The 21,283-nt window shown below is 52.9% G+C and carries 16 protein-coding genes; 12 read left to right on the forward strand and 4 right to left on the reverse strand.

Annotation, left to right across the window (positions count from 1 at the left end; genetic code table 11):
• Complete coding sequence (locus tag HQN87_RS10245; protein WP_173131753.1) at positions 1 to 282, forward strand: hypothetical protein; 282 nt, start codon at positions 1 to 3, stop codon at positions 280 to 282.
• Between the two features lie 147 nt (positions 283 to 429).
• On the opposite strand, the gene hemQ is transcribed toward HQN87_RS10245, so the two are convergent.
• Positions 430 to 1,188 carry a hydrogen peroxide-dependent heme synthase gene (gene hemQ, locus HQN87_RS10250; protein WP_173131756.1) on the reverse strand — a complete coding sequence of 253 codons (759 nt, stop codon included), beginning with the start codon at positions 1,186 to 1,188 and terminating at the stop codon, positions 430 to 432.
• Positions 1,189 to 1,480: 292 nt separating this feature from the next.
• On the opposite strand from hemQ, the gene HQN87_RS10255 reads away from it, so the two are divergent.
• From HQN87_RS10255 to dnaI, 3 genes are all read left to right on the forward strand, one after another.
• The gene (locus HQN87_RS10255; protein WP_173131758.1) at positions 1,481 to 1,777 is read left to right on the forward strand and encodes a YuiB family protein; all 297 of its coding nucleotides are present in this window, start codon (positions 1,481 to 1,483) and stop codon (positions 1,775 to 1,777) included.
• 158 nt (positions 1,778 to 1,935) lie between these two features.
• Positions 1,936 to 3,483: a replication initiation and membrane attachment family protein gene (locus HQN87_RS10260; protein WP_173131761.1), complete on the forward strand. Its 1,548-nt coding sequence runs from the start codon at positions 1,936 to 1,938 to the stop codon at positions 3,481 to 3,483.
• Between the two features lie 18 nt (positions 3,484 to 3,501).
• Positions 3,502 to 4,461, forward strand: coding sequence for a primosomal protein DnaI (dnaI, locus tag HQN87_RS10265; protein ID WP_173131764.1), 960 nt, complete (start codon positions 3,502 to 3,504; stop codon positions 4,459 to 4,461).
• Positions 4,462 to 4,827: 366 nt separating this feature from the next.
• Here dnaI and HQN87_RS10270 read toward each other — a convergent pair whose 3' ends face one another.
• Positions 4,828 to 6,201, reverse strand: a complete 1,374-nt coding sequence (locus tag HQN87_RS10270) for a glycoside hydrolase family 43 protein (RefSeq protein WP_173131767.1) — start codon at positions 6,199 to 6,201, stop codon at positions 4,828 to 4,830.
• Positions 6,202 to 6,405: 204 nt separating this feature from the next.
• Entirely contained in the window at positions 6,406 to 6,567 is a 162-nt protein-coding gene (locus HQN87_RS10275; RefSeq protein WP_173131770.1) for a YqzM family protein, read from the reverse strand.
• A 379-nt stretch (positions 6,568 to 6,946) separates the two neighbouring features.
• Here HQN87_RS10275 and trxA point away from each other — a divergent pair, with 379 nt between their 5' ends.
• Positions 6,947 to 7,264, forward strand: coding sequence for a thioredoxin (gene trxA / locus HQN87_RS10280; protein ID WP_036701616.1), 318 nt, complete (start codon positions 6,947 to 6,949; stop codon positions 7,262 to 7,264).
• 178 nt (positions 7,265 to 7,442) lie between these two features.
• Positions 7,443 to 9,512 carry an excinuclease ABC subunit UvrC gene (uvrC, locus tag HQN87_RS10285; protein ID WP_173131773.1) on the forward strand — a complete coding sequence of 690 codons (2,070 nt, stop codon included), beginning with the start codon at positions 7,443 to 7,445 and terminating at the stop codon, positions 9,510 to 9,512.
• A 385-nt stretch (positions 9,513 to 9,897) separates the two neighbouring features.
• On the opposite strand, the gene HQN87_RS10290 is transcribed toward uvrC, so the two are convergent.
• Positions 9,898 to 11,604 carry a CPBP family intramembrane glutamic endopeptidase gene (locus tag HQN87_RS10290; RefSeq protein WP_173131776.1) on the reverse strand — a complete coding sequence of 569 codons (1,707 nt, stop codon included), beginning with the start codon at positions 11,602 to 11,604 and terminating at the stop codon, positions 9,898 to 9,900.
• Positions 11,605 to 12,217: 613 nt separating this feature from the next.
• On the opposite strand from HQN87_RS10290, the gene HQN87_RS10295 reads away from it, so the two are divergent.
• The 6 genes from HQN87_RS10295 to HQN87_RS10320 all read left to right on the forward strand — a co-directional run bounded on the left by HQN87_RS10295 (position 12,218) and on the right by HQN87_RS10320 (position 21,201).
• Entirely contained in the window at positions 12,218 to 13,588 is a 1,371-nt protein-coding gene (locus tag HQN87_RS10295; RefSeq protein ID WP_173131779.1) for a TrkH family potassium uptake protein, read from the forward strand.
• Between the two features lie 13 nt (positions 13,589 to 13,601).
• On the forward strand, positions 13,602 to 14,270 hold the full coding sequence (locus HQN87_RS10300) for a potassium channel family protein (RefSeq protein WP_173131782.1): 669 nt from the start codon (positions 13,602 to 13,604) through the stop codon (positions 14,268 to 14,270).
• Between the two features lie 406 nt (positions 14,271 to 14,676).
• The gene (locus HQN87_RS10305) at positions 14,677 to 16,944 is read left to right on the forward strand and encodes an AraC family transcriptional regulator (RefSeq protein WP_173131785.1); all 2,268 of its coding nucleotides are present in this window, start codon (positions 14,677 to 14,679) and stop codon (positions 16,942 to 16,944) included.
• 672 nt (positions 16,945 to 17,616) lie between these two features.
• Complete coding sequence (locus HQN87_RS10310; protein WP_173131788.1) at positions 17,617 to 18,573, forward strand: ABC transporter permease; 957 nt, start codon at positions 17,617 to 17,619, stop codon at positions 18,571 to 18,573.
• A 14-nt stretch (positions 18,574 to 18,587) separates the two neighbouring features.
• On the forward strand, positions 18,588 to 19,487 hold the full coding sequence (locus tag HQN87_RS10315; RefSeq protein ID WP_173131790.1) for a carbohydrate ABC transporter permease: 900 nt from the start codon (positions 18,588 to 18,590) through the stop codon (positions 19,485 to 19,487).
• A 91-nt stretch (positions 19,488 to 19,578) separates the two neighbouring features.
• On the forward strand, positions 19,579 to 21,201 hold the full coding sequence (locus tag HQN87_RS10320; RefSeq protein WP_367272696.1) for a type 2 periplasmic-binding domain-containing protein: 1,623 nt from the start codon (positions 19,579 to 19,581) through the stop codon (positions 21,199 to 21,201).
• Positions 21,202 to 21,283 lie beyond the last annotated feature (82 nt).

The raw sequence follows: 21,283 nt of genomic DNA on the forward strand, positions 1-21,283 counted from the left end.
ATGCGCCACTGCAGCGTACAAGTTCGCGGACTATTGACGCGTGAGGAGCTGGACCGCTATAACGCTCTGATTGAGGTGGGTTCTTATCTTGAGGATCAGACTCGGTATGATCTGGCCTACCCTATTCAGAAGGAGATTGACCTGCTGATCCTCCCGGCCATAGAGCGCCTGAAGGATAAGGGCCGCGCCCGTGACCGGGCGACGGCTGAATATCTGGAGAGCCTGCGGGATGGGGACGAGGAAGAAGATGCCGAAGAGGACGATAAAGAGCCTTCGGTCTAAGTGGAGTTAGTTAAGACGTACAATGCAAAGAGAGCCGTGCTTGCAACACGGCTCCCTTATGCAATAGCCGCTTTTAAGGGCGGCGGCTTTCGGAAAAGTAGTCAAGAAATAGACCGCACACCTCTGCTGAGGGAGCGGTCTATTTTTTTACAGCTTCAGCAGCTCTTCGAACGATTCCTCGGTCAGCAGATTGCCGACATAGAAGGGTCCGAACTCGCCGTAGCGGGCACTCACTTCATCGAAGCGCATCTCGTAGACGAGCTTCTTGAATTGCAGCGCGTCTTCAGCGAACAGTGTCACGCCCCATTCCCAGTCATCGAATCCCACGGAGCCGGTGATGATCTGCTTCACCTTGCCGGCGTAGCCGCGGCCGATCAGGCCATGCGAATGCATTAATTCACGGCGTTTGTCCATATCGAGCATATACCAGTTGTCGGCAAGCTCACGTTTCTTATTCATCGGATAGAAGCAGATATGCTTCGCTTGCGGCAGAATAGGCTTCAGCCGGGCGGCCACATGCGGATTCAGCATCGGATCGCTGCCGTCTCCCGCACTTCCTCCTGCAGCATAGTTGCTGAGTTCGACAATACTTACATAGGAATAGGCTTTGGTCGTATATTGGGCAAAGGCAATTTTGTTAAAAGCGGTCTCCAGTGCATTCAGTGCTTCCAGACTCTCCCGCAGAAACATCATCACGAAATCAGCCTTCTGGCCAACGATGGAATATACAGCAGAGCTGCCTTCCTTGGCTTCCTCCACGGGTCCCCATTCCTGCATGAAGGCATGCAGCTCTTCCAGGGCAACTGCCCGTTCTTCGTCATCGGCTGCTGTCCAGGTTGTCCAGTCCAGTGAGCGGAAGTCATGCAGGGCGTACCAGCCTTCCAGGGTCAAAGCGGCTTCGTTCATAGTGTTCACTCCTTAAAAGTTGTACGAAGCTTAAGCTCCGTCAGAATTCCTGCGCGTAAAATCTGCTCCGTAAGCATACGTTTAATATGTATAAACATATTTTTCGTTACCCATTGCTATTTGCATTGTAGCGCATGCGAACGGGCAAGAGCAAACGCTGATGCCCCGATTCACGCTCATTGCGGCCTTCTGCACGATAATGTTCATTGCTTCGCTACATTTTTTCTAGTAAACTTACTATTATATAAGGTTTGGTGTGCGGTTCTTTATAGAGAGAGGGGATGGCGGTACGATGGGATTTATTCCGGTGTTTGTTCTGGCCGTTTTATTCTTTGTGATGATGTTCGGCATTGGCTTCATTCTTAATATGCTAATGAAGACCACCTGGTTTCCCGCCTACCTGTTCGTTATTGTTATTCTTCCCGTGGTGGTCTATTCCATCTGGGACCGGAGCGCTATGTCGCTAGGGGAGCATCTCTCCACCTTCCATATCGTTGATTATCTTACCGGTATCGCCGGCCTTGCCGGGGCGGTACTGAGCGGCTGGACCATTCAGAAGCTGCGGCTCGGCGGATACAAAATGTTCTAAGGCCCGTCCCGCGGACGGACAGACAAGAAACGGCTGATTTCCTGCAATTTCGGGGAGAAGCCGTTTTTTTGGGTCTTTTTTTACATTTCCGGCCGGGTGTTTTGTGATAGAATAGAAATCTATATGAATTCGTATAGAAGAGGGGGAGGTATCCGCAGATGCGTATGAGCAACCTGCATCATTTCACCGAACATCATCGGTACTGCGTTTCCCGCGAATTCGGTCTAAGTCATCTGGACGGACGTATGCTTGGTTCAGTCTATCAGCCGATGGTAGGCGCGTTCGCCATCAGCTTGTACAGATTGCTGTTCGAGCATATTCCGGCGGAGTCGATCGGGTATTCCGGTGTGGAGCAGCAGCGCAGGCTCTTCATGACCCTGGGCGTTGAACCCAACGAGAAGGGCCGGAAATACCTGGTAGACCAGGCTTCCCGGCTGGAAGCGGTGGGACTGCTGCAGACCTCCCGGATTTATGCCGCGGAGAACGATGATTATATGTATGAGTATGAACTAATGCCGCCGTTGTCACCGGCTGATTTTTTTGCAACCCAGCATTTGACGCTGCTGCTCCGGGATAAGATCGGCAAATTTGCCGTATTGTCGCTGCGCGAGCAGTTCTGGAACCGGGAACCGGAGGAATGGAGCCGGCGCTCAGTCGGTAAAGAGAATATATCACTGCCGTTCTACGATATTTTTGAGCTGAATACCCATGTGATTGATTATGAGCTGGAGCAGGCACTGGCCGAGGTGGCCTCCGTGCGTCAGCCTGGCATAACGCTGGCGGGTGAGCCGGATATAGCCTACAGCGACATTATTCTGCGCTTTCCGCGCGAATCGGTTAACCGTGCCCATGTGGAGAAGCTGCGGTTTGACCATAATCAGATGGGCGTGATTAATTATGTGGCCCACAAATACGAGCTTGGCCCGCAGGATGTCTGCCGTCTGCTGGATGAGGACGATGTCTTCACGCCGGACGGAGAGGTGATTCTGGATACGCTGCAATACAAGGCGAGCCAGCATTTCCGCCAGGATCTGAAGCGCCAGGAGAAAAGAGAGATCGCCGCGGCCAAGGTGGTATCGCTGCGTTCTGCCGTTGACGAGAGTGATCCTTCCGGCGCGCCGGTGGAACAATCGGTCGAAATGGAATTTTATGTAGAAGTGCCTCCGCAATTTCTGTCCAAATGTGACATTCACCAATATAATATGATGCTGCGCAACGAGCCTTATACACGCCTGCTGCAGACTTTCTTCCCCGGGGCGGTTCCGGGCCAGCTAATGGATATCTTCGAGAAGATTGATCTGAATTATAAGCTGAACGGTGAAGTGATCAATGTGCTGATCCATTACCTGATGACGATGGTGGCTTCGGGCGGCGATCAGCGGATGAACCGCAACTTCGTGGAGGCGATTGCCTCCAATATGCTGGTGAAGCAGGTGAATACTTACGAGAAGGCCGTACGTTATATCCGCGACCAGTCCAAAGTGAAGGGCAAGGGGGCGGCTTCCGCCTCGTCCGGCACAGGCGCCCCGGGAACCCGCCAGCGTTCGTATTCGAAGAACGGCGGGCGTTCCGGCAAACAGGAGATCCCGATTGTGCTTGATGACGGCAGTGCCGGAACGGTATCGGAAGAGGAATTCGCGGCGATGATGAAGAAAGCGGCCGAGATTAAGGCCAGTAAGAAAAAAGGCGTTCTGAGAACGCCCTGAAGAAAGTGAGGTGCAGCGATGGAGTCCATGGGCGAAGTGCTGCGTTCGATGAACAACCCTGCTCTGCGCCAGCGCTCCCGTGACCTGGAGCAGACCCTGCTGAATCATCCCCTGGTCAAGGAGCTCCAGGCTGAGCATCCCGAGCTGGACGAGTCCCGGCTGCGGCTGCACTTAAGCCGTCTGTACCAGTATGTCGAGGAGGACCGGCACTGTAAGAACTGTCCTGGCCTTGCGAATTGTCCTAATGACTTCCAGGGACACTACAGCAAGCTTACGGTGGAGACGGTGAACGGTGTAACGGATCTATATGAACGCAAAACCCCGTGCAAGCTTAAGATCGCACAGGATAACCAGGATAATATCCGCAAGCGGATTCGCAGCTTCTATGTGGACGAGCGGGTGCTGAACGGCGGATATGATGAGATGGATATAATGGGCAAGGACCCCCGGCGGGCCTCAGCCGTGAATAAGATATTTGACTATATTGCAGCAGTGCGGGCGGAGGGTCTGACTTCACGCGGGATCTATCTGCAGGGCAGCTTCGGGACGGGCAAAACCTTCCTGATGTGCTACCTGCTCCATGAGCTTGCGATCTCAGGCTATAGCGGTGTGATCGTGTATATGCCCGATTTCATTGAGGAATTGAAGCTGATCATGATGGATAACCAGAAGCTCAAGGAAATGGTCGATACGATGAAGAACTGCGATCTGCTCATATTTGACGACATCGGAGCGGAGAACCTGAATCCCTGGGCCCGTGACCATGTGCTGGGAGCGATCCTGAACTACCGGATGAACCGCAAACCCACCTTCTACACCTCGAATTATCCGCTGGATGGTCTGGAGAAGCATCTCAGCATCACCAGCAAGGATGGCGAAGAAGCTTATAAAGGCCAGCGGCTAATGGACCGGATCGCCCCGTTTGTGGAGGTTATTCCCCTGCATGGGGAGAATCAGCGGGGCAGAGCCAGAGGTTAGTAGAAATTTCTCAAAAGCTTCAAACATTAAATAAACAGCGACTCCTGTTATTGGAGAATCGCTGTTTTTTTGTTTTTGGCTGTCGCAGCCACCGCAGGGATAGGCAGCGTAAAATGATGTCACCCAGCCGTTTAACGGCAGCATCACGATGAATAAGGTGATTTTAGAAAGGTTTGAAGAAACTTTTTCCATTTAAACAGCGGAGCGGACGGACTGATTGTGGAAAAGCGGCAGCGGTCGCCTTGGTCTCCGGATTTTTACCACTTAGGAATATAAATAAAATCTGGAGACCACAGCGATTGGAACAACGGGCCGTTCGCGGAGCGTCCACACAAGTGCTCACATTGATCCTACTCCGTTTCTATTTCAGCTGGCGCTGAATTTCCACCAATTGATATTGAACAGGTACCCACTGCCGCCTGTGAATTTCAGGTAGAGGTCGTGAGTCCCGGTTGCGCCGCTCACTGCGCAGGTTGTGGTCTTCCAGCTCTGCCAGCCTCCGGTATTCTGGACCGCGCAGGTGCCGATCAGCGTTCCTGTGGGGCTGTCCAGCCGCAGCTCGATAGTACCGCCGCTGCCTGCCGAAGCCACTCTCGCCTCGAAGGCTGCGGCTCCAGCGCCGAAGTTCACATTTTTAATTTTGATGAAATCCCCGTGATCTATGAAGCCTACATTCATCCCGCCGTCCGTGTCAGAGGTGGTCTCGGTCTCTACCCCGGATGCCCACGCGCCCGTCTCGGCCTGTGTTCTGACATAGGGATTAAGATTCGCTAGGGCCTGCGGCCCGGCGGTTGTCATGTTGATGGCCGGGAAGCTGCCGTCGGCGTTGTAGTTGAATTGTTCGACAGCGACCGACCGGGTGAAGCCCCCTCCTCCAGGCAGCGCGCCATTATGATAAAAGAAATAGGAGCGGCCTTTGAAATCTATGATGCCGGGATGATTCGTGAAGCTTCCGCCCTGTGTAGGCATTATGATTCCTCTGTACGTCCACGGGCCTGTAGGAGAAGAGCTGGTGGAGTAGGCGATGTTCTCAGGAATCCCGCTTGCTCCATAGACCATATAGTATAAGCTGCCGCGTTTGTAGAACCACGGGCCTTCTTCATACAGAGTCGGTCTGTCAGCATTGCCGCTACGTACACCGAAGCCTGCCGTGGTCATAGGCACCTGGACAATACCGGTGCTCTGGTTATAAGAGATCATATCCGGGTTGAGCTTCACATATTTCAGTGCCGGATTCCCCCAATAGAGATAGGCCTGGCCGTCACTGTCTATATAGACCGACGGGTCAATGTCGCCCCAGCTGCTGGAGACCAGCGGTTTGCCGATGGCGTCGGCGAACGGGCCGGTGGGATTGTTTGCAACGGCGACTCCGATGGCGGGGCGCCCGAGCGAAGTGCTTTTAACCGTCACATAGAAATAAAATTTACCGTTGCGCTCTATCACCTGGCTTGCCCATGCTTCTCCGCTTGCCCAGCTGAAAGCCTTGTAGGATAACGGCGACCCGTGATCTGTCCAGTTCGCCATGTCCTTGGAAGAATAGACCCTCCAATCATTCATCGTATAGTAGGTCGAGTTGTCTTCGTCATGTCCGGTGTACAGGTATACTGTGTCGTTGTATACCAGCGGAGCCGGGTCCGCCGTATAGATGGTCTGTACCACAGGGTTGTCGGCAAACGATAACGGGGAATAGAGCGTAGATGCCAATACGCCTGCTACAGCCATACCGAAAAGCTTTTTCATCCTTCTTGCCTCCTTAATGGATTATATAAAAGCGCTTTCGCATAAAGAGTACCATGGCTCCTTGGAAACAAAAATGTGTTTTCTTTTTATAAAATTGTGAATTTATGTTATTTCGGGCGCTTCTTCCTGGAACGCAAAAAAAGTCCGGCATCCCGCTCGGAACAGAGCGAAACTGCCGGACTTCCAGCCTTCCTTCTAACCTGACTACTCGGACAAAAACTTGATGATCACCATTCCGAAGAATACCACGGTCATGAAGCCGGTCATTCCGAAGAAACCGACCAGCAGATCACCAAGATCATTGCGGGGCTCCTCGTTAATATGCTCCCGCGGGTCACGGACCTGTGCGTTGACATTGACGTCCATCGCTTCTTCCTCCTTGCTGTTGCATGACTGCATAAAGTGGGGTACAGTTATACATGTGTGAGAGAAGTCATTGACAATTAATGCGTTTTCTTCAAGTATACGAACTTGCCGGGAAGATGTAAAGAGAAGATCCGCGCTACAATAAGATGCACGAATTAATTTTATACAATATAATTTTCTGAAATATATAACAAATGCATTGTATTTATGTTATACTGGGGATGTGTCGGTAAATGATAATCTGGTTATCATATTACATGAAGCATTTTATCCCGCTATATTCTCGGAGTAATTTTTGCAGACTTAGCTCAGGCTAGAGAAGCGGAAGTTATTTCGTACAGCTTAAGCTCAACAAAACTTTTTGAGGAGGAACAATATCATGGCTATCGTGAACGTGTCTGACCAATCCTTCGTGAACGAAGTGGAAGGTCAAGGTACTGTAGTAGTAGATTTCTGGGCACCTTGGTGCGGCCCTTGCAAAATGCTTGCCCCTATTCTCGAGGAATTGTCCACCGAGCTGGGAGACGATGTGAAGATCGCTAAATTGAATGTCGATGAGAATCCTGAGACAGCTTCCCGTTTTGGAGTAATGAGTATTCCTACTCTGATCTTCTTCAAAGACGGTCAGCCTGTGGACAAAGTCGTAGGACTGAACTCCAAGGACTCCCTTAAGAATATCGTTGCCAAACATCAATAATTGATATAACCTGCTGTAACCGGGGCCTCGCGGCCCATTCACACAAAGCGCCTTCGGTCTACCGAAGGCGCTTTGTGTGTCCAATACAAACGGATGTTCTATATTTAGGCTTGAATCTGTAGTACATTCTATTCTACACTTACCTTATAACGCTGTAGTAACAGGTGGGGGAGAACTTATGGATTATATGGATAATATCCGCAACAAGCTTGCGCTGCTGCCCGATCTGCCCGGCTGCTATCTGATGAAGAATCAAGAGGGTACGATTATATATGTGGGCAAGGCCAAGGTGCTGAAGAACCGCGTGCGTTCTTATTTTACCGGCAGCCATAACGGGAAGACGCAGCGGCTTGTCGCCAATATTGTGGATTTCGAATATATCGTGACGTCGAGCAATATGGAAGCACTCATTCTGGAGTGTAATCTGATCAAGAAGCATATGCCGCGCTACAACGTGCTGCTGAAGGATGACAAGACCTTTCCTTATCTCAAAATAACCAACGAAGCCCATCCGCGCCTGGAGGTTACCCGCCGGGTGCTGAAAGATAAAGCTAAATATTTCGGCCCGTATCCGAACAGCTACGCAGCCCAGCAGACCAAGAAGCTGCTGGACCGGATGTATCCGCTGCGCAAATGCGGGGTAATGCCGAAGGAGGTCTGCCTGTACTATCACATGGGCCAATGCCTGGCGCCGTGCGAGAAGGAAGTGCCGAAGTCTGCGTACGAGGAGATCATCCAGAATATCTCATCCTTCCTCGGCGGGGGACATGACGCGGTGAAGAAGGATCTGCAGAAGAAGATGCAGGAGGCTGCCGAGGAGCTGTATTTCGAGCGGGCCAAGGAGCTGCGCGACCAGATTATGCACATTGACGCCGTGATGGAGAAGCAGAAGATCAATACGGCCGATACCAAGGACCGTGACGTCTTCGGATATGCGGTGGATAAGGGCTGGATGTGTGTGCAGATCCTGTACATGCGGCAGGGTAAAATGATTCAGCGCCACTCGTCAGCTTTTCCGTTCTACGGGGAAGCGTACAGTGACTTCATGTCCTATGTGACGCAGTATTACAGCGACAACCCTGCCCTGCCGCAGGAGATCCTCCTGCCGGATATGGCAAGTGCCGGGATGCTCCAGCCGGAAGTAAGCAGCGCCGCCGGTCAGGGAAGCGGCGGACCGGAGGCTGGGGGAATGCCGAGCGGACAGGCGCTGATGGCAGCCTTGGGCGCAGAGGACGAGTCAGAGGCCGGAGAGCTGTCCCGCGGAGCGGCCGCTGGTGAGGGGCTTGCGGCTGATCTGTCCGGGGCAGCAGGGCCGGGCGCAGCGGCGGAAGCGGCACAGGAGCAGGCGGAACTGGAGCAGGAAGCGGCTGCTGAAGGGACCGTGGATGCGGCCGGAGGGGCAGCAGCCCTGCAGGAATGGCTGGGCATCAAGGTGCTGGTGCCGCAGCGCGGGCTCAAGAAGCAAATGGTTGGCATGGCCTGCCAGAACAGCCGGGTGGCGCTGAATGAGAAGTTCCGCCTGATTGAGCGGGATGAGGAGCGCACCTCGGGGGCGGCCAGCAGTCTGGGACAGAGCCTGGGGCTTGCGTCGCTTAACCGGATTGAAGCTTTTGATAACTCGAATATCCAGGGGGCCAATCCGGTCTCGGCTATGGTGGTCTTCATCGACGGGAAGCCTGCCCGCAAGGAATACCGCAAATATAAGGTCCGCACCGTTCAGGGGCCGGATGATTATGAGACGATGCGCGAGGTGATCCGGCGGCGTTATGAACGGGTGCTGAAGGAGAATCTGCCGCAGCCTGACCTGATCGTAGTGGACGGGGGCAAAGGCCAGATCTCTTCAGCGATTGATATTCTGCAGAATGAGCTGGGATTGTTCATTCCGGTCTGTGGGCTGGTCAAGGATGACAAGCATAGAACGGCCCAACTGCTGGTTGGCGACGCTGCCGAGCCGGTCTCGCTCGCCAGAGACAGCCAGGAGTTCTATCTCCTGCAGCGCATTCAGGATGAGGTCCACCGGTTCGCTATTACGTTCCACCGGGAGCAGCGCGGCAAGTCGATGGTCACCTCGAAGCTGGACTCGATTCCGGGGATCGGGGATAAACGCCGGAAGCTGCTGCTCAAGCATTTCGGTTCGCTGAAGAAGATCAAGGAAGCTTCCGTCGAGGATTTCAAGGTGCTGTCCATTGGCGAGAAGCTGGCCGGTCAGATTCTGGAGGCACTCAAGGACGAGGAGCCGTCCTTATAATAGGATAAAAAGTTAACAAACAGCCACGGCTGCGCCTTCCTGGTATAAGGAGGCGTTGCCGTGGCTGTTTGCTTCCAGCAGGAATGAGGAGCAAAAGTACACTTGAATAAGCCCAAAGTGGGCAGCACGCGAGGATGAGAGGGATAAATCCCTCTGAATCCGTCGAAAGTGGGCTGCACTCGAGGAGATGAGAGGGATAAATCCCTCTGAATCCGCCGAAAGTGGGCAGCACGCGAGGATGAGAGGGATAAATCCCTTCCAATCCGCCGAAAGTGGGCAGCACGCGAGAAAGAGAGGGATAAATCCCTCCCAATCCGCTGAAAGTACTCGCAATTTTTGTTCCAACCTAAGCCGTAAGTGTGGTACATCCTTAGGCCAGCTCCTGCTATATAGGCTTAACCGGTTCCGCCGGCGCCTGCCCCCGCGGAGGATTGAAGCGGTACACAAGATAACCGACAATGAACGGCAGAATAATCGTGACAATGCCGGCGCCTATATTAACCTTATCCTGCATGAAGATCAGGGTCGCCCCCATCAGGATGCTGTCGAACACGACATGGCTGAACATCACGGTGATGAACCCGTAACGCAGGAAAATATAGCTGAACAGCAGCCCAACCACAGTCAGCTCAATCGGCCGTGAGCTTACCGGATAGATCGGGTAGAGGGTATGCCCCAGCGCCCAGATCAGGGTGGTAATCAGTGCGGCGATGAAGGTGTTCTTGACAAGCTTCTTCAGCATGCGGATACCGAACAGCCGGTAGACTGCCTCTTCAGAGAGTCCGGCAAGCCAGGCGACGATAGGCAGCAGCCAGGCATATTTCATGTTGTAGGGTGACTGGCTGGCGTCGGTGGTGGACCAGTTATCCATAGTGTAGGAGAGAATAATGAACATAACCGTCTGTACACCGAGCAGCACGAAGGCCCAGACATAACCGGCACGGATACTGTTCAGTACATATCGGCCGTAGCCCGGCTCTTTGGCATGGGGCCAGGGATTAAGCTTCTCCTCGGAACGCCACAGGCCGTCGCCTCCGACCAGGGAGAAGTAGAGCATCAATGACATCAGCAGACTATACAGTACGTAGATGATGAACATAACAACAGCCGTAATTCTGGCTTCGGCACTGCCGCTGCCGGATTCGGACAGCACATTATAGCTGCTGACCATCATGATCAGGAAATGAACCGAGCTCAGGAAGACGCCGCGCTTCCAGGAAGTGTGCTTCCTGCGCAGAATACTGTAGATCAGCGCCAGAATACCCAGAAGCACTGTAGGCAGACCGTACCCGAACAAGGTGAGCTTCTTGGCGAGCGAGGTTTGTCCGGCCACGTAGGTATCATGCCAGGCGGGAGCAGAGAATCCGGCGCGGAAATAAGAGACCTCACCGTCCAGATAATTGAATTGATAGTTCAGCCGGGATTCGCCTACTTTGACCGAGCTGTCTGAATAGACAAGCCCGTAGCCTTCAGCGTTAGCCTCAATCTTCAGCTTGGCGGGGTTGGCCCCCCATAACTGCAGCCAGGGGCGGGCGAGGCTTTCTTTTCTCTCGAGACTCAGATCCGGTTCGCTGCTTGCAGAGGTTATAGTACCTGGACGTTTGATTGCCGAAGCTGCCGGTCTCTCTCCGTAATCAAGCCCGGCTGCAGCATCGGCATCGGCGCCAACGGCAAAAGCTGCGACCTCACCGGTGTACATATTGAGATCGACAGCCAGGCGGGCCGCCGGTTCCCCGGATGTGTAGAGTACGGCATGGTAAACATCGAACGGGTACCGCTGGTCCAGCTTGTTCTTGGAATAATCTGTGAGCAGCTTCTCCCGGGACATGTATCCGTAGAAAGAGGAGTCTGTCTTATACAGGATGACCCATTCATCCTGGCTTCCGGGTTCGTATCCGAGCTGTTTGGCTGCGAATGCGGCAGCTTTCTCCCGGACTTCGCTTTTGCCGAGGATGGCTGTATCCCCGCCCGGGCTGGAGAGGAGCTGGGGAGCGATCTGGAACATGACAAATACGATCAGTCCGAGAATTCCAGCAAGGATAAGTTTGGTAGTAAGGGGCCGCTGCTCTAGGGGCTGGCCGACGGGATTCATGAAACGCCTCCTTGAAATGAAATGCTCTTATTCATTCATTATAGTATTACTTGCCGGGCAGTTACAAAAAATTGCCGTATTATTCTTTTACGTGAAGAAGTCCAGGCTTATGCTTGAAGGCAGGTTATTTTTAAAAGATAAGTGTAATTATACGCTCCGCTCAATACATATTTCCCGCTGAACCGGCTGCCGTCCTTGTGAAGGACGCTGCAGCCGGTTCAACCTGGTTAAATACACGCTGCATCGGTGGGAATATTGTACTTTGTGCAACATGAAGCCCAAGATGCCATGCGTTCATGAGGCTTGTTGCACAGATTGCAACAATGGCCCCGGCTAACCCTCTTGGAGGAGAGAGAATGCATCCTTTTGTGCAACAATTTAGAAATTGAGCCGAAATAAACAGGGGAATGTTGTAATATAGGCAGGATTTTTAAATCAGCGAATTCACGTGACGACGCCGGCTGCCGGGAAGTCCCTTTAGCAGTACAGCAGTTTCCATTTGTGAAAATGAGTCTTTGTGAAGTTAGGCAATAACGTATATAATTTGTATGCTTGCCCTGATTATCATTCATTCTTCAATGATCTGATTACCCATATAACAACACCTGAAAGGATGAGGAGTTTGGCTTCACCGTTTCCCAAAATCACCGGCTTCCGGTTCCTGAAGCTTGCTCCTCCGCAAATCCTGGTGCTAAGCTTCGCTGCAGTCATCCTCATCGGGACGCTGCTGCTGATGCTTCCTGTATCAAGCGTACCGGGTCAGCCGCTTGGTTTCATGGATGCGCTGTTTACCGCCACCTCCGCCGCATGTGTGACCGGGCTGGCTGTAGTGGATACCGGAACCCATCTCACCGGATTCGGACAAGCGGTCATTCTGGTACTGATACAGATCGGCGGGCTTGGCTTCATGACGATGGCCACGCTGTTTGCCTTAGTATTCGGGCGCAGAATCTCGCTGCGCGACCGGCTGATTCTTCAGGAAGCCATGAACCAGAGCTCGATGGAAGGGATTGTACGGCTGATCCGTAAGGTATTGCTCTATTCCCTGGTGATTGAAGCGGCGGGAGCAGTCCTCTTGTCTATCCGCTGGGCAGTAGATATGCCGCCGGGCCGGGCGATCTATTATGGTATATTCCATGCGGTATCCATGTTTAATAACGCCGGATTCGATCTGTTCGGCGGGCATGACAACAGCTTAATCAGCTATGTCGGTGACCCTGTAATCAACCTGGTGGTCATGCTGCTGATTATTTCCGGGGGAATAGGCTTCATTGTGATCTCCGATCTGGCCGAGTTCCGCCGTAAACGCCGGTTGTCTCTGCACAGCAAGGTTGTGCTGTCAATGACTGCCGGACTGATCCTTACAGGCATGGCCGTCATCTTCATCTTCGAGTTCACCAATACGCGGACTCTGGGACCGCTGAATCTGGGGAGCAAGCTATGGGCATCCCTGTTCCAATCTGTAGCACCGCGTACAGCAGGAGCGAACACGCTGGATATTACGGGCTTGCGCCAGGCGTCGCAGTTCTTCATCCTGCTGCTGATGTTCATCGGGGCTTCGCCGGGCTCAACCGGCGGCGGTATCAAGACGACGACCTTCACGCTGATGATTGGAGCTGTAATCTCCATGCTGCGCGGCCGGGAAGACATCGTGCTCTTCCGTTACCGGCTGGCTCAGGAGCGCGTGTTCAAGGCGCTGACGATTACCCTGCTGGCTCTGCTGCTGATCGTCACGGTATCCATGATGCTCTCGACCACGGAGGGTCTCCCTTTCCTGATGATTCTGTTCGAGACGACCTCGGCCTTTGCCAATGTTGGACTAAGCCTGGGGCTGACCCCTGAGCTTACGCAGGTCGGCAAAATCCTGATCTGCCTGACCATGTTCGCAGGACGGCTGGGACTTCTGACGCTGGCTTATGCGCTGGGTCCCAAACAGGGTAAACCTTTGTATAAATATCCGGAAGGCAAAATGATAATTGGATAAGGGGAAGTGAATCATGAAACCACAGCAGTTTGTTGTAATCGGCCTGGGCCGCTTCGGTTCAAGCCTGGCGCTGGAGCTGATGTCCATGGGCTATGAGGTGCTTGGCATTGACCACCAGGAAGAGCGGGTGGAGGAAATGAGCGGGCGGCTGACCCACGCCGTAATGGCGGATGCTACGGATGAAGGGATTATGCGTTCCCTCGGGGTGCGTAATTTCGACTGCGGCATTGTGGCGATCGGTGATAATATGGAGCGGAGTATTCTGGCCGCGATCTTGCTAAAGGAGCTAGGCGTCAAGCAGGTGGTCGGCAAAGCGATCTCCATTCTGCATGGCCGCGCGCTGTCGAAGCTTGGCGTGGACCGGGTGATTTTTCCCGAGCGTGATATGGGTGTACGTGTGGCACATCAGCTCGTGACGCCGAATCTGCTGGATTATATCGAGATCTCCAAGGATTACAAGGTCGTTGAGCTGACGGTCCCCGCCTGCATGAACGGCAAAAGCCTCTCTGAGCTGAACACCCGCGCCAAATACGGCTGCAGCATCATTGCCCTGAACCGTGAGGACGGCATCATCGTTGCCCCGACCGCGCATGATTATGTGCATCAGGGGGACATCATGGTGGTGATCGGCTCCAATCACAGCATCGAGGAATTCGAGGACGAAGCGGTGAATGCGGAGTAGAGCTGACTTGCAATTTGCCTATCTAATATAAAAGAATGCCTAAAAACGTCCGGCTGGCATGCCTCCGGGCGTTTTTGGATTGTCCGGGATCTCTCTACATCCGCACATCGGTGCAGCGGTAGATTAGCCAACCAGCTCCTGCGCGGAGTGCGATGAACTACCACTTTGAAAAAATTTCCTACACACATATGTAAAATGTATCCTGAAATGATAAAATAAAAATATTGAATTCCTGAGGCTGCCGGATGGGAAGCGGGAGCGTAATAGCAATAACGGAAGGGTTGAAAACTCTGAATTGTAAGCGCTAACATCAAACTCCAGCAGCGGAGACAGCGGCAAAAGACGGGTCCGAGATACATAAGACAGCTCCAAGCTAGGTACTGAGAAATCCTTAGGGGGATATGTGATGAAAAAAACACCGATGTTCCTGCAGCTGGCATTAATTCTATTCTGCATTATGGCTATTCCGACAGCGATCCTCACCTGGTACAGCGGGTCACAGATTATACAGAACTCCGAAGCGGCCATCGGGGAATCCACACTGGCCGGGCTCAATGCCAACCGCAGATTAAATGAGAATGCGCTTGCCAATCTGGCCCAGGATACATCGCGTCTGGCGGCGACGAATATTTTTGACCGCATCCGCAGCTTCGAGACGTACGATGAGATTAACGCCAACTACAACAATGTCAGCCTGGCGCTGTCGGTGACCAAGGAACTGCTGAATTTGAACCGCCGGGTAGACGGTGTGTACTCCTCCTTTTTTTACCTGAAGGATTCGGATTATGTCTTCTCCACGGACAACAGCATCACGACACTGGCGCGTTATGAATCCATCGGATGGATCACAGAAGCGCTTGAAGGACGCCGGGGGATCAGCGGGGTGTGGGTTCCCCGTAAGCTGGCGTCGGGTGAGCATGTTGTATCGTATGTGTACCCGCTCAACCGTCTCTCTACCACCACAAGCGGAACTATTGTCGTCAATATGAAGGAGAGCCAGATCGGCAAATATCTGCATGCCGCTGAGGCCGGCAACAGCAACGATCTGCTGCTGGACGCTGACGGCAAAGTGATCTCCTTCAATGACCGGTCCCTGCTGCTCTCTGACGGCCGCAAGCTGCCCTTCCTGCAGGAGATCCTGAATCAGGAATCCAGTGAAGGCTACACGTTCCGCGAGCTGGACGGCAACCGGATGGTATACGCCTGGAACCGCTCGTCCTTGTCCGGATGGTGGAATGTCAGCTGGAGCTCCATGGATGAGCTGATGAGCAAGTCAAGGGAGATGCAGGGGAATATCATTCTGCTTACCGGAGCGATCATCGTACTCGGGACGCTGCTTGCCGTCTTCCTGGCGACCTGGCTGTCCAGGCCGCTGAGGCAGCTGGTACAGATGATACGCTCGAAGAGCGATCTGGGCGTCGTGAACAAGAATGAGCTGGCCTTCCTGAACCTGGCGTTCAAGCGGATGCAGGAGGAGGAAGAGAGCCTGTTCCAACTGCTTCAGGAGCGTGAGCAGGATACCCGCAGCCTGGCTGTACACCGTCTTCTGCGCGGTGAGCTTCCGCCGCGGATCATGGAGGTTTTTCCGTATCCGTGTTATAGGGTGGTGGTTGTCGCCATCGACCAGTACAGAAGGTATGTGGGCAATACCAATGTGGAGACGCGCAGCTATCACCGGTATCTGCTGGGTGCCAGGTATGAGAGCCTGTTCCCGGATGGAATGGTCGCCCGCAGCGTCTACCACAATGAAGGCTGTATGGTGATCGTACTGAATTATGCCTTGGAGGAGGGGGATGAGCACGGCCGTCTTGTGCATCAGGCGCTCGAAGAAGTCCGGGACCAGTCACTCGAACTGCTGGAGCATTCGGTAACGGTTGGAGTAAGCGAACTGGCGGATGGTCCCGAGAGGGTGACCCTGCGGCTGTTTGAAGCGATGGAAGTGATCAAGCGCCGGATGATCAACGGGGCCGGAGCCATTATGTACTGGCATGACGAAGAGGAGAACAGCCGCAAGTATCTGGACTCCGAGAGCAGCGAGCGGCGGATTCTCAACTTCCTGGATGCCGGTGAGCTGGCCGGAATCTACAAAGAACTCCAGAATATCCGCAGCCGGATCTCCGCAGAGGACAATATTTCCTACGATAATATAATGTTCATCTATTATCAGCTGATGGGGGCGACCCTCAAGCATCTCCGGGAGAACCATCTCGGGACCGGACGGATGATTATGGGCAGAGGCAATGTATACTCAATGCTCGCTGCCACGGATACTCTGGATGAGCTGGAGGAGTACCTGTATGATTTTTACTGTGAGATTGTACAGAGTCTGGACCACAGCACCCCTGAGACCAATTATGCGCAGCGGATTACCGAATATCTGAAGCAGCATTACCGGGAAGAGATTGTCTTCGAGGATATGGCCAAGCAGATTGGCATCAGCTACTCCTATATGCGCAAGATTGTTTACGAGCAAACCGGAAGCAGTATGATTGATTTCGTGAATCAGCTGCGGATCGAGAAGGCCAAGGAGCTGCTGCGGGATTCCGAACTGACGATCAAGCAGATTGCCGCAGAGGTCGGTTATTATAATGTTCAGAGCTTCAACCGCTTCTTCCGTAAGTATGAGGGCATGCCGCCAAGCGGCTACAAATCGGCGAAGAGCAAGAGTTCTTAGGCGCCTTTGTTTGATGTAGCACCGTTCGCTAGAAGGACAGAATTCCTCTAATACAAATATGAATTACAACCCAAACGTTCAGCCAACCGAATACAATGGGCCACCGCGAAGAGAACCGGACCCATTGTATGCGAAAACAAACATGTCTTGCAAGGCACAACTCCAGCATGAAAATGAGCAGCGTGGCTAAAAACAGAAAGTCATCTGTTCATTTATTTAACAAATTTCAACGGAAAACCGAACACAATTGGACTGGACGCGCCACTTAGGCCATGCGTTTATCGCAGTGCCAGACATATTTTCACAGAAAAACCGAACACAATTGGACTGGAAGCGCCGCGGACCCATTGATCGTCCATTAGAGCGGGAGGTTGTCCCGGTAGTTCAGGTTACGTTCTAACCATAAAATGAAAACGCTTTATTAATTTTGGGAATACCTATCAGATTTGATTATGGCGCTGCTGTGGAGGCCTTGGGGGCCGGGCTTCAATCATTTTTGACGGGTGATCATCATTACTCATGATATTCAAGCCCGGGCAAAGGGGATAGCATAGGAATCGGGCCAGAAGCAAGAGGCCGGCAAGCCAAGGCAAGCCGATGTAAGCCCACGCAAGCTAACGCAAGCTAATCAAAAGCCAATTCAAGAAGAATTCAAGGCAGGGGGTGAATAGGTTGAAAGCTGCAAGCGCTTCACCAACAAATCACAGTCCTTTATTAAGAAGAAAACAGGGATTCGGCTATTACTTACAGCGGGATTGGCAGCTCTATCTGCTCGTGATGCTTCCGCTGGCTTTTGTAATCGTATTCAAATATTTGCCGATGACCGGGCTTGTTATCGCCTTCAAGGACTACAAGATCGCCAGAGGCTTCTGGGGCAGTGAATGGGCCGGGATGCAGGTCTTCCAGGATCTCTTCGCTAAGCCTGATTTCATCCGGGCCGTCCGCAACACACTGCTGCTTAATGTGCTGGACCTCTGCTTCAGCTTCACGATGCCCATCGTGCTGGCGCTGCTGCTGAATGAGATCAAAAGCATACGGTTCAAACGCATCAATCAGACGGTGCTGTATTTGCCCCATTTCCTGTCCTGGGTCATTATCGGGGCCATCGCTTACCAGCTTCTCAGTGAGGGCGGCGGTGTTGTCAACAATCTGATAGAGCTCATGGGCGGCACCCGGATTCCCTTCCTGCAGCAGGACACCAACTGGCTGATCAGCTATCTGGTCATCGGGGTGTGGCAGAGTATGGGCTGGGGCACGATTATCTATCTGGCGGCGATGAGCGGGATTAACCCGGAGATGTATGAAGCAGCTACGGTGGACGGGGCAGGCCGCTGGAGAAAGGTATGGAACATTACGCTTCCCTCCATCCGGGCGACGATTGTAACCTTGCTGATTATGGCGCTGGGAAAAGTAATGGACGGCTCCTTCGAGCGCATATACGCGCTGCAGAATAAGGCGACCACGGAGTTCACCACCACGATACCGGTCCTGGTATACCGCTGGGGGATCGAGAGCGGCAATTTCAGCAGGGCAACTGCCATCGGATTATTCCAGTCCGTGATCGGCATTATACTGGTCATCTCCGCTGACCGCGTGGCCAAGAAGCTTGGCGAGGATGGGATTTTGTAGAAAGGAGAGGAACCATGAAAGCAATAGCCGGAGGCTCTGCCGCTCCCAATAAAGCACGTATAGATATCTGGGAATCGCTGATCCGCCTCGTCATCGTCATTATTTCGTTAATCTGCCTGCTGCCGTTTATTCATGTGGTATCGAAATCACTCAGCTCGGACTCCTTTGTCATTGCCAACAAGGTGTTCCTGTGGCCGCAGGGCTTCACCATCGAAGCGTACCGTAAAATCTTCGCGGATGCCAGCATCCTCCGTTCCTTGTATATCACGATCATTGTGACCGTGCTGTTCACGATTCTGGGCATGATTCTGACGATCTGTGCCGCCTATCCGCTGTCCAGGGCGCAGTTCAAGGGCCGGAGGGTGATCACCTTCATTTTCCTGTTCACCATGTACTTCAGCGGAGGCATCATTCCCGACTATATGAACATCAATAATCTGGGACTGATGGATACGATCTGGTCACTGGTTCTGCCGCTCTCCTTCAGCGCCTTCAATCTGCTGATTATGAAGACCTCGCTGACCAGCGGAATTCCCGTAAGTCTGGAAGAGTCTGCGCGGATTGACGGTGCCGGGCATTTCCGCATCCTGTTCAGCATTGTTCTGCCTTTGTCCAAGCCGATCATGGCGACACTTGCGCTCTTCTACGCCGTTGGGCGCTGGAATGCCTACCAGGACGCACTGTTCTATATCAAGCATGAAATCTCGCTCCGGCCGCTGCAGCTCAAGCTGTATTATCTGGTCATTCAGGCGAGTGAAAGCTTCCAGCTCGAGGCCAGTCAGGTGCAGCTCAGCAATCCCGAAGTCCTGAAGGCATCCGTGGTTGTATTTGCTACCTTACCGATTCTCTGTGTGTATCCGTTCGTCCAGAAATATTTCGTTCAAGGGGTTATGCTCGGGGCCGTTAAGGAGTAATCTGGCGCTCTGATATATAGTTGATCTTGTGGAATCCGACAATAATAAATGGGGGGAACCTAAGATGAATACAAGAAGCGTATATTCATTAATGATGGCATCAGTCATGACGGCCGGCCTGCTGGCCGGATGCTCGGGGGGGAACAACACCAAGAAGGCTGCGGAATCCAGCAGTACACCGGCCGGGACAGCCGCAGCGACGAACCAGGCCGAAGGCGCCTATCCTGATCATTCCAAGGGCTTCGGGCAAAAAGTCTCGCTGGATATTCCGGTATATGAGCGCGCCTATGAAGGCTGGAATGTGTCCGATAACTACTACACCCGCTGGGTGCAGGCGGAATTCGGCGACAAATACAATATAGAGGTTAACTATGTGCCGATTACCCGCGCCAAGGAAGTGACGGATTACGAGCAGCTGCTGGCTTCGCACAAAGCCCCGGATATCATTTTCCACTACGATATGCCGCAAGCGCTTACTTACTATGGTGAGGATGTGATGCAGCCGCTAGACTATGCTGAGATTCAAAATTATGCGCCAACCTACTGGAAGAACATGGGCGAGACGATTGAACAGTATGGTTCCGTCGATGACCAGAAAACCTTCTTCTTCGCGGCACGCCCTGAGGCCGACAACTTTGTCAACATTATCCGCAAGGACTGGGTGGAGAAGGTAGGCATGAAGGTTGAGGATTTGACCTCGCTTGAGAAGTACAATGAGATGCTGATCAAGTGGAAAGAAGCCGGACTTGGCGTGACCGCCGGTACCCTGCTGCAGAACTTCTTCAACTTCAATTATCCGTTCCGTGAATGGCCGGTAGACGCCAAATACCGTGCGCTGTATTCCGACCTTAGCGTGGCAGATCTTACTACGAAGGATACGGAGGCTTACCTGCGTAACCTCAACTATCAGTACAATAACGGACTGCTCGATAAGGAATTCTACCTGCGCAATGATGAGCCTAAGACCAAAGCGGAATTCGTAGCAGGCAAAACAGGCAACTTCGCCTTCTATCTCGCCAATAACACGGATGTCTTTGCAGCTACGCTGCAGAACAACCCGGATGCCGAGTTTGCTGTAGTGCCTCCTTATGCAGGTGTTCCTGAAGGCAATAAGCCTCAAGGGCGCGCTTACTGGCCATTCGGCTTCATCATGGGGATTAACTATGAATCTACGCCGGAAGAACGGGCAGCGGTCTGGATGTATCTTGAATGGCTCAGCCAGCCGGAGAACCTGTTCAAATTCCAGAACGGGATCGAAGGGGAGAACTATACGCTGGACGCAGACGGCATCGCGTTGAAGAATCCGGACTACAAAGGCGAAGCCGTTCTGGCACAGAACAATAACAAGGACTATTGGGGCCTTGTAACCGAAATCGCCCAGTACCCGGATGAGGCCAAGACCCGCACGGCCAACCTGCGGAACTGGGCACCGGCCGGCTACGAGACACTGGCTGATGATCTGGTGAAGTACTATGACGAGGTGGCCGAATTCCGCACACCGGATGCCCTGTTCAATGTAGTGCTGGAGAAGGTGAACGAGTACAAAGCAGACCTGAACACGCTGTTCCAGGAGCTGTACGTGAAGGTGGTACTCGCTCCGGAAGCTGAATTCGATGCCACTTATGAAGCTGCCAAGAAGACCTACCTGGACGCAGGCTACCAGGAGATCCTTGACGAGAAGCAGGCCGCGATTGATGCAGGCAAATTCCGTTAACCCGGGGTAAGTCTGGCTTAGTATAGCAAAAGAATTACCCGGCAGGCCAATCCGTTACGTTACGGTGGCTTGCCGGGTGATT

The sequence above is a fragment of the Paenibacillus tritici genome (genome assembly GCF_013204885.1).
In the GTDB taxonomy this organism is placed as follows: domain Bacteria; phylum Bacillota; class Bacilli; order Paenibacillales; family Paenibacillaceae; genus Paenibacillus_AQ; species Paenibacillus_AQ tritici.

Coding starts and splice junctions, on each gene's coding strand:
- HQN87_RS10245 (WP_173131753.1), top strand. CDS start 1: ATGCGCCACTGCAGCGTACAAGTTCGCGGACTATTGACGCGTGAGGAG.
- hemQ (WP_173131756.1), bottom strand. CDS start 1,188: ATGAACGAAGCCGCTTTGACCCTGGAAGGCTGGTACGCCCTGCATGAC.
- HQN87_RS10255 (WP_173131758.1), top strand. CDS start 1,481: ATGGGATTTATTCCGGTGTTTGTTCTGGCCGTTTTATTCTTTGTGATG.
- HQN87_RS10260 (WP_173131761.1), top strand. CDS start 1,936: ATGCGTATGAGCAACCTGCATCATTTCACCGAACATCATCGGTACTGC.
- dnaI (WP_173131764.1), top strand. CDS start 3,502: ATGGAGTCCATGGGCGAAGTGCTGCGTTCGATGAACAACCCTGCTCTG.
- HQN87_RS10270 (WP_173131767.1), bottom strand. CDS start 6,201: ATGAAAAAGCTTTTCGGTATGGCTGTAGCAGGCGTATTGGCATCTACG.
- HQN87_RS10275 (WP_173131770.1), bottom strand. CDS start 6,567: ATGGACGTCAATGTCAACGCACAGGTCCGTGACCCGCGGGAGCATATT.
- trxA (WP_036701616.1), top strand. CDS start 6,947: ATGGCTATCGTGAACGTGTCTGACCAATCCTTCGTGAACGAAGTGGAA.
- uvrC (WP_173131773.1), top strand. CDS start 7,443: ATGGATTATATGGATAATATCCGCAACAAGCTTGCGCTGCTGCCCGAT.
- HQN87_RS10290 (WP_173131776.1), bottom strand. CDS start 11,604: ATGAATCCCGTCGGCCAGCCCCTAGAGCAGCGGCCCCTTACTACCAAA.
- HQN87_RS10295 (WP_173131779.1), top strand. CDS start 12,218: ATGAGGAGTTTGGCTTCACCGTTTCCCAAAATCACCGGCTTCCGGTTC.
- HQN87_RS10300 (WP_173131782.1), top strand. CDS start 13,602: ATGAAACCACAGCAGTTTGTTGTAATCGGCCTGGGCCGCTTCGGTTCA.
- HQN87_RS10305 (WP_173131785.1), top strand. CDS start 14,677: ATGAAAAAAACACCGATGTTCCTGCAGCTGGCATTAATTCTATTCTGC.
- HQN87_RS10315 (WP_173131790.1), top strand. CDS start 18,588: ATGAAAGCAATAGCCGGAGGCTCTGCCGCTCCCAATAAAGCACGTATA.
- HQN87_RS10320 (WP_367272696.1), top strand. CDS start 19,579: ATGATGGCATCAGTCATGACGGCCGGCCTGCTGGCCGGATGCTCGGGG.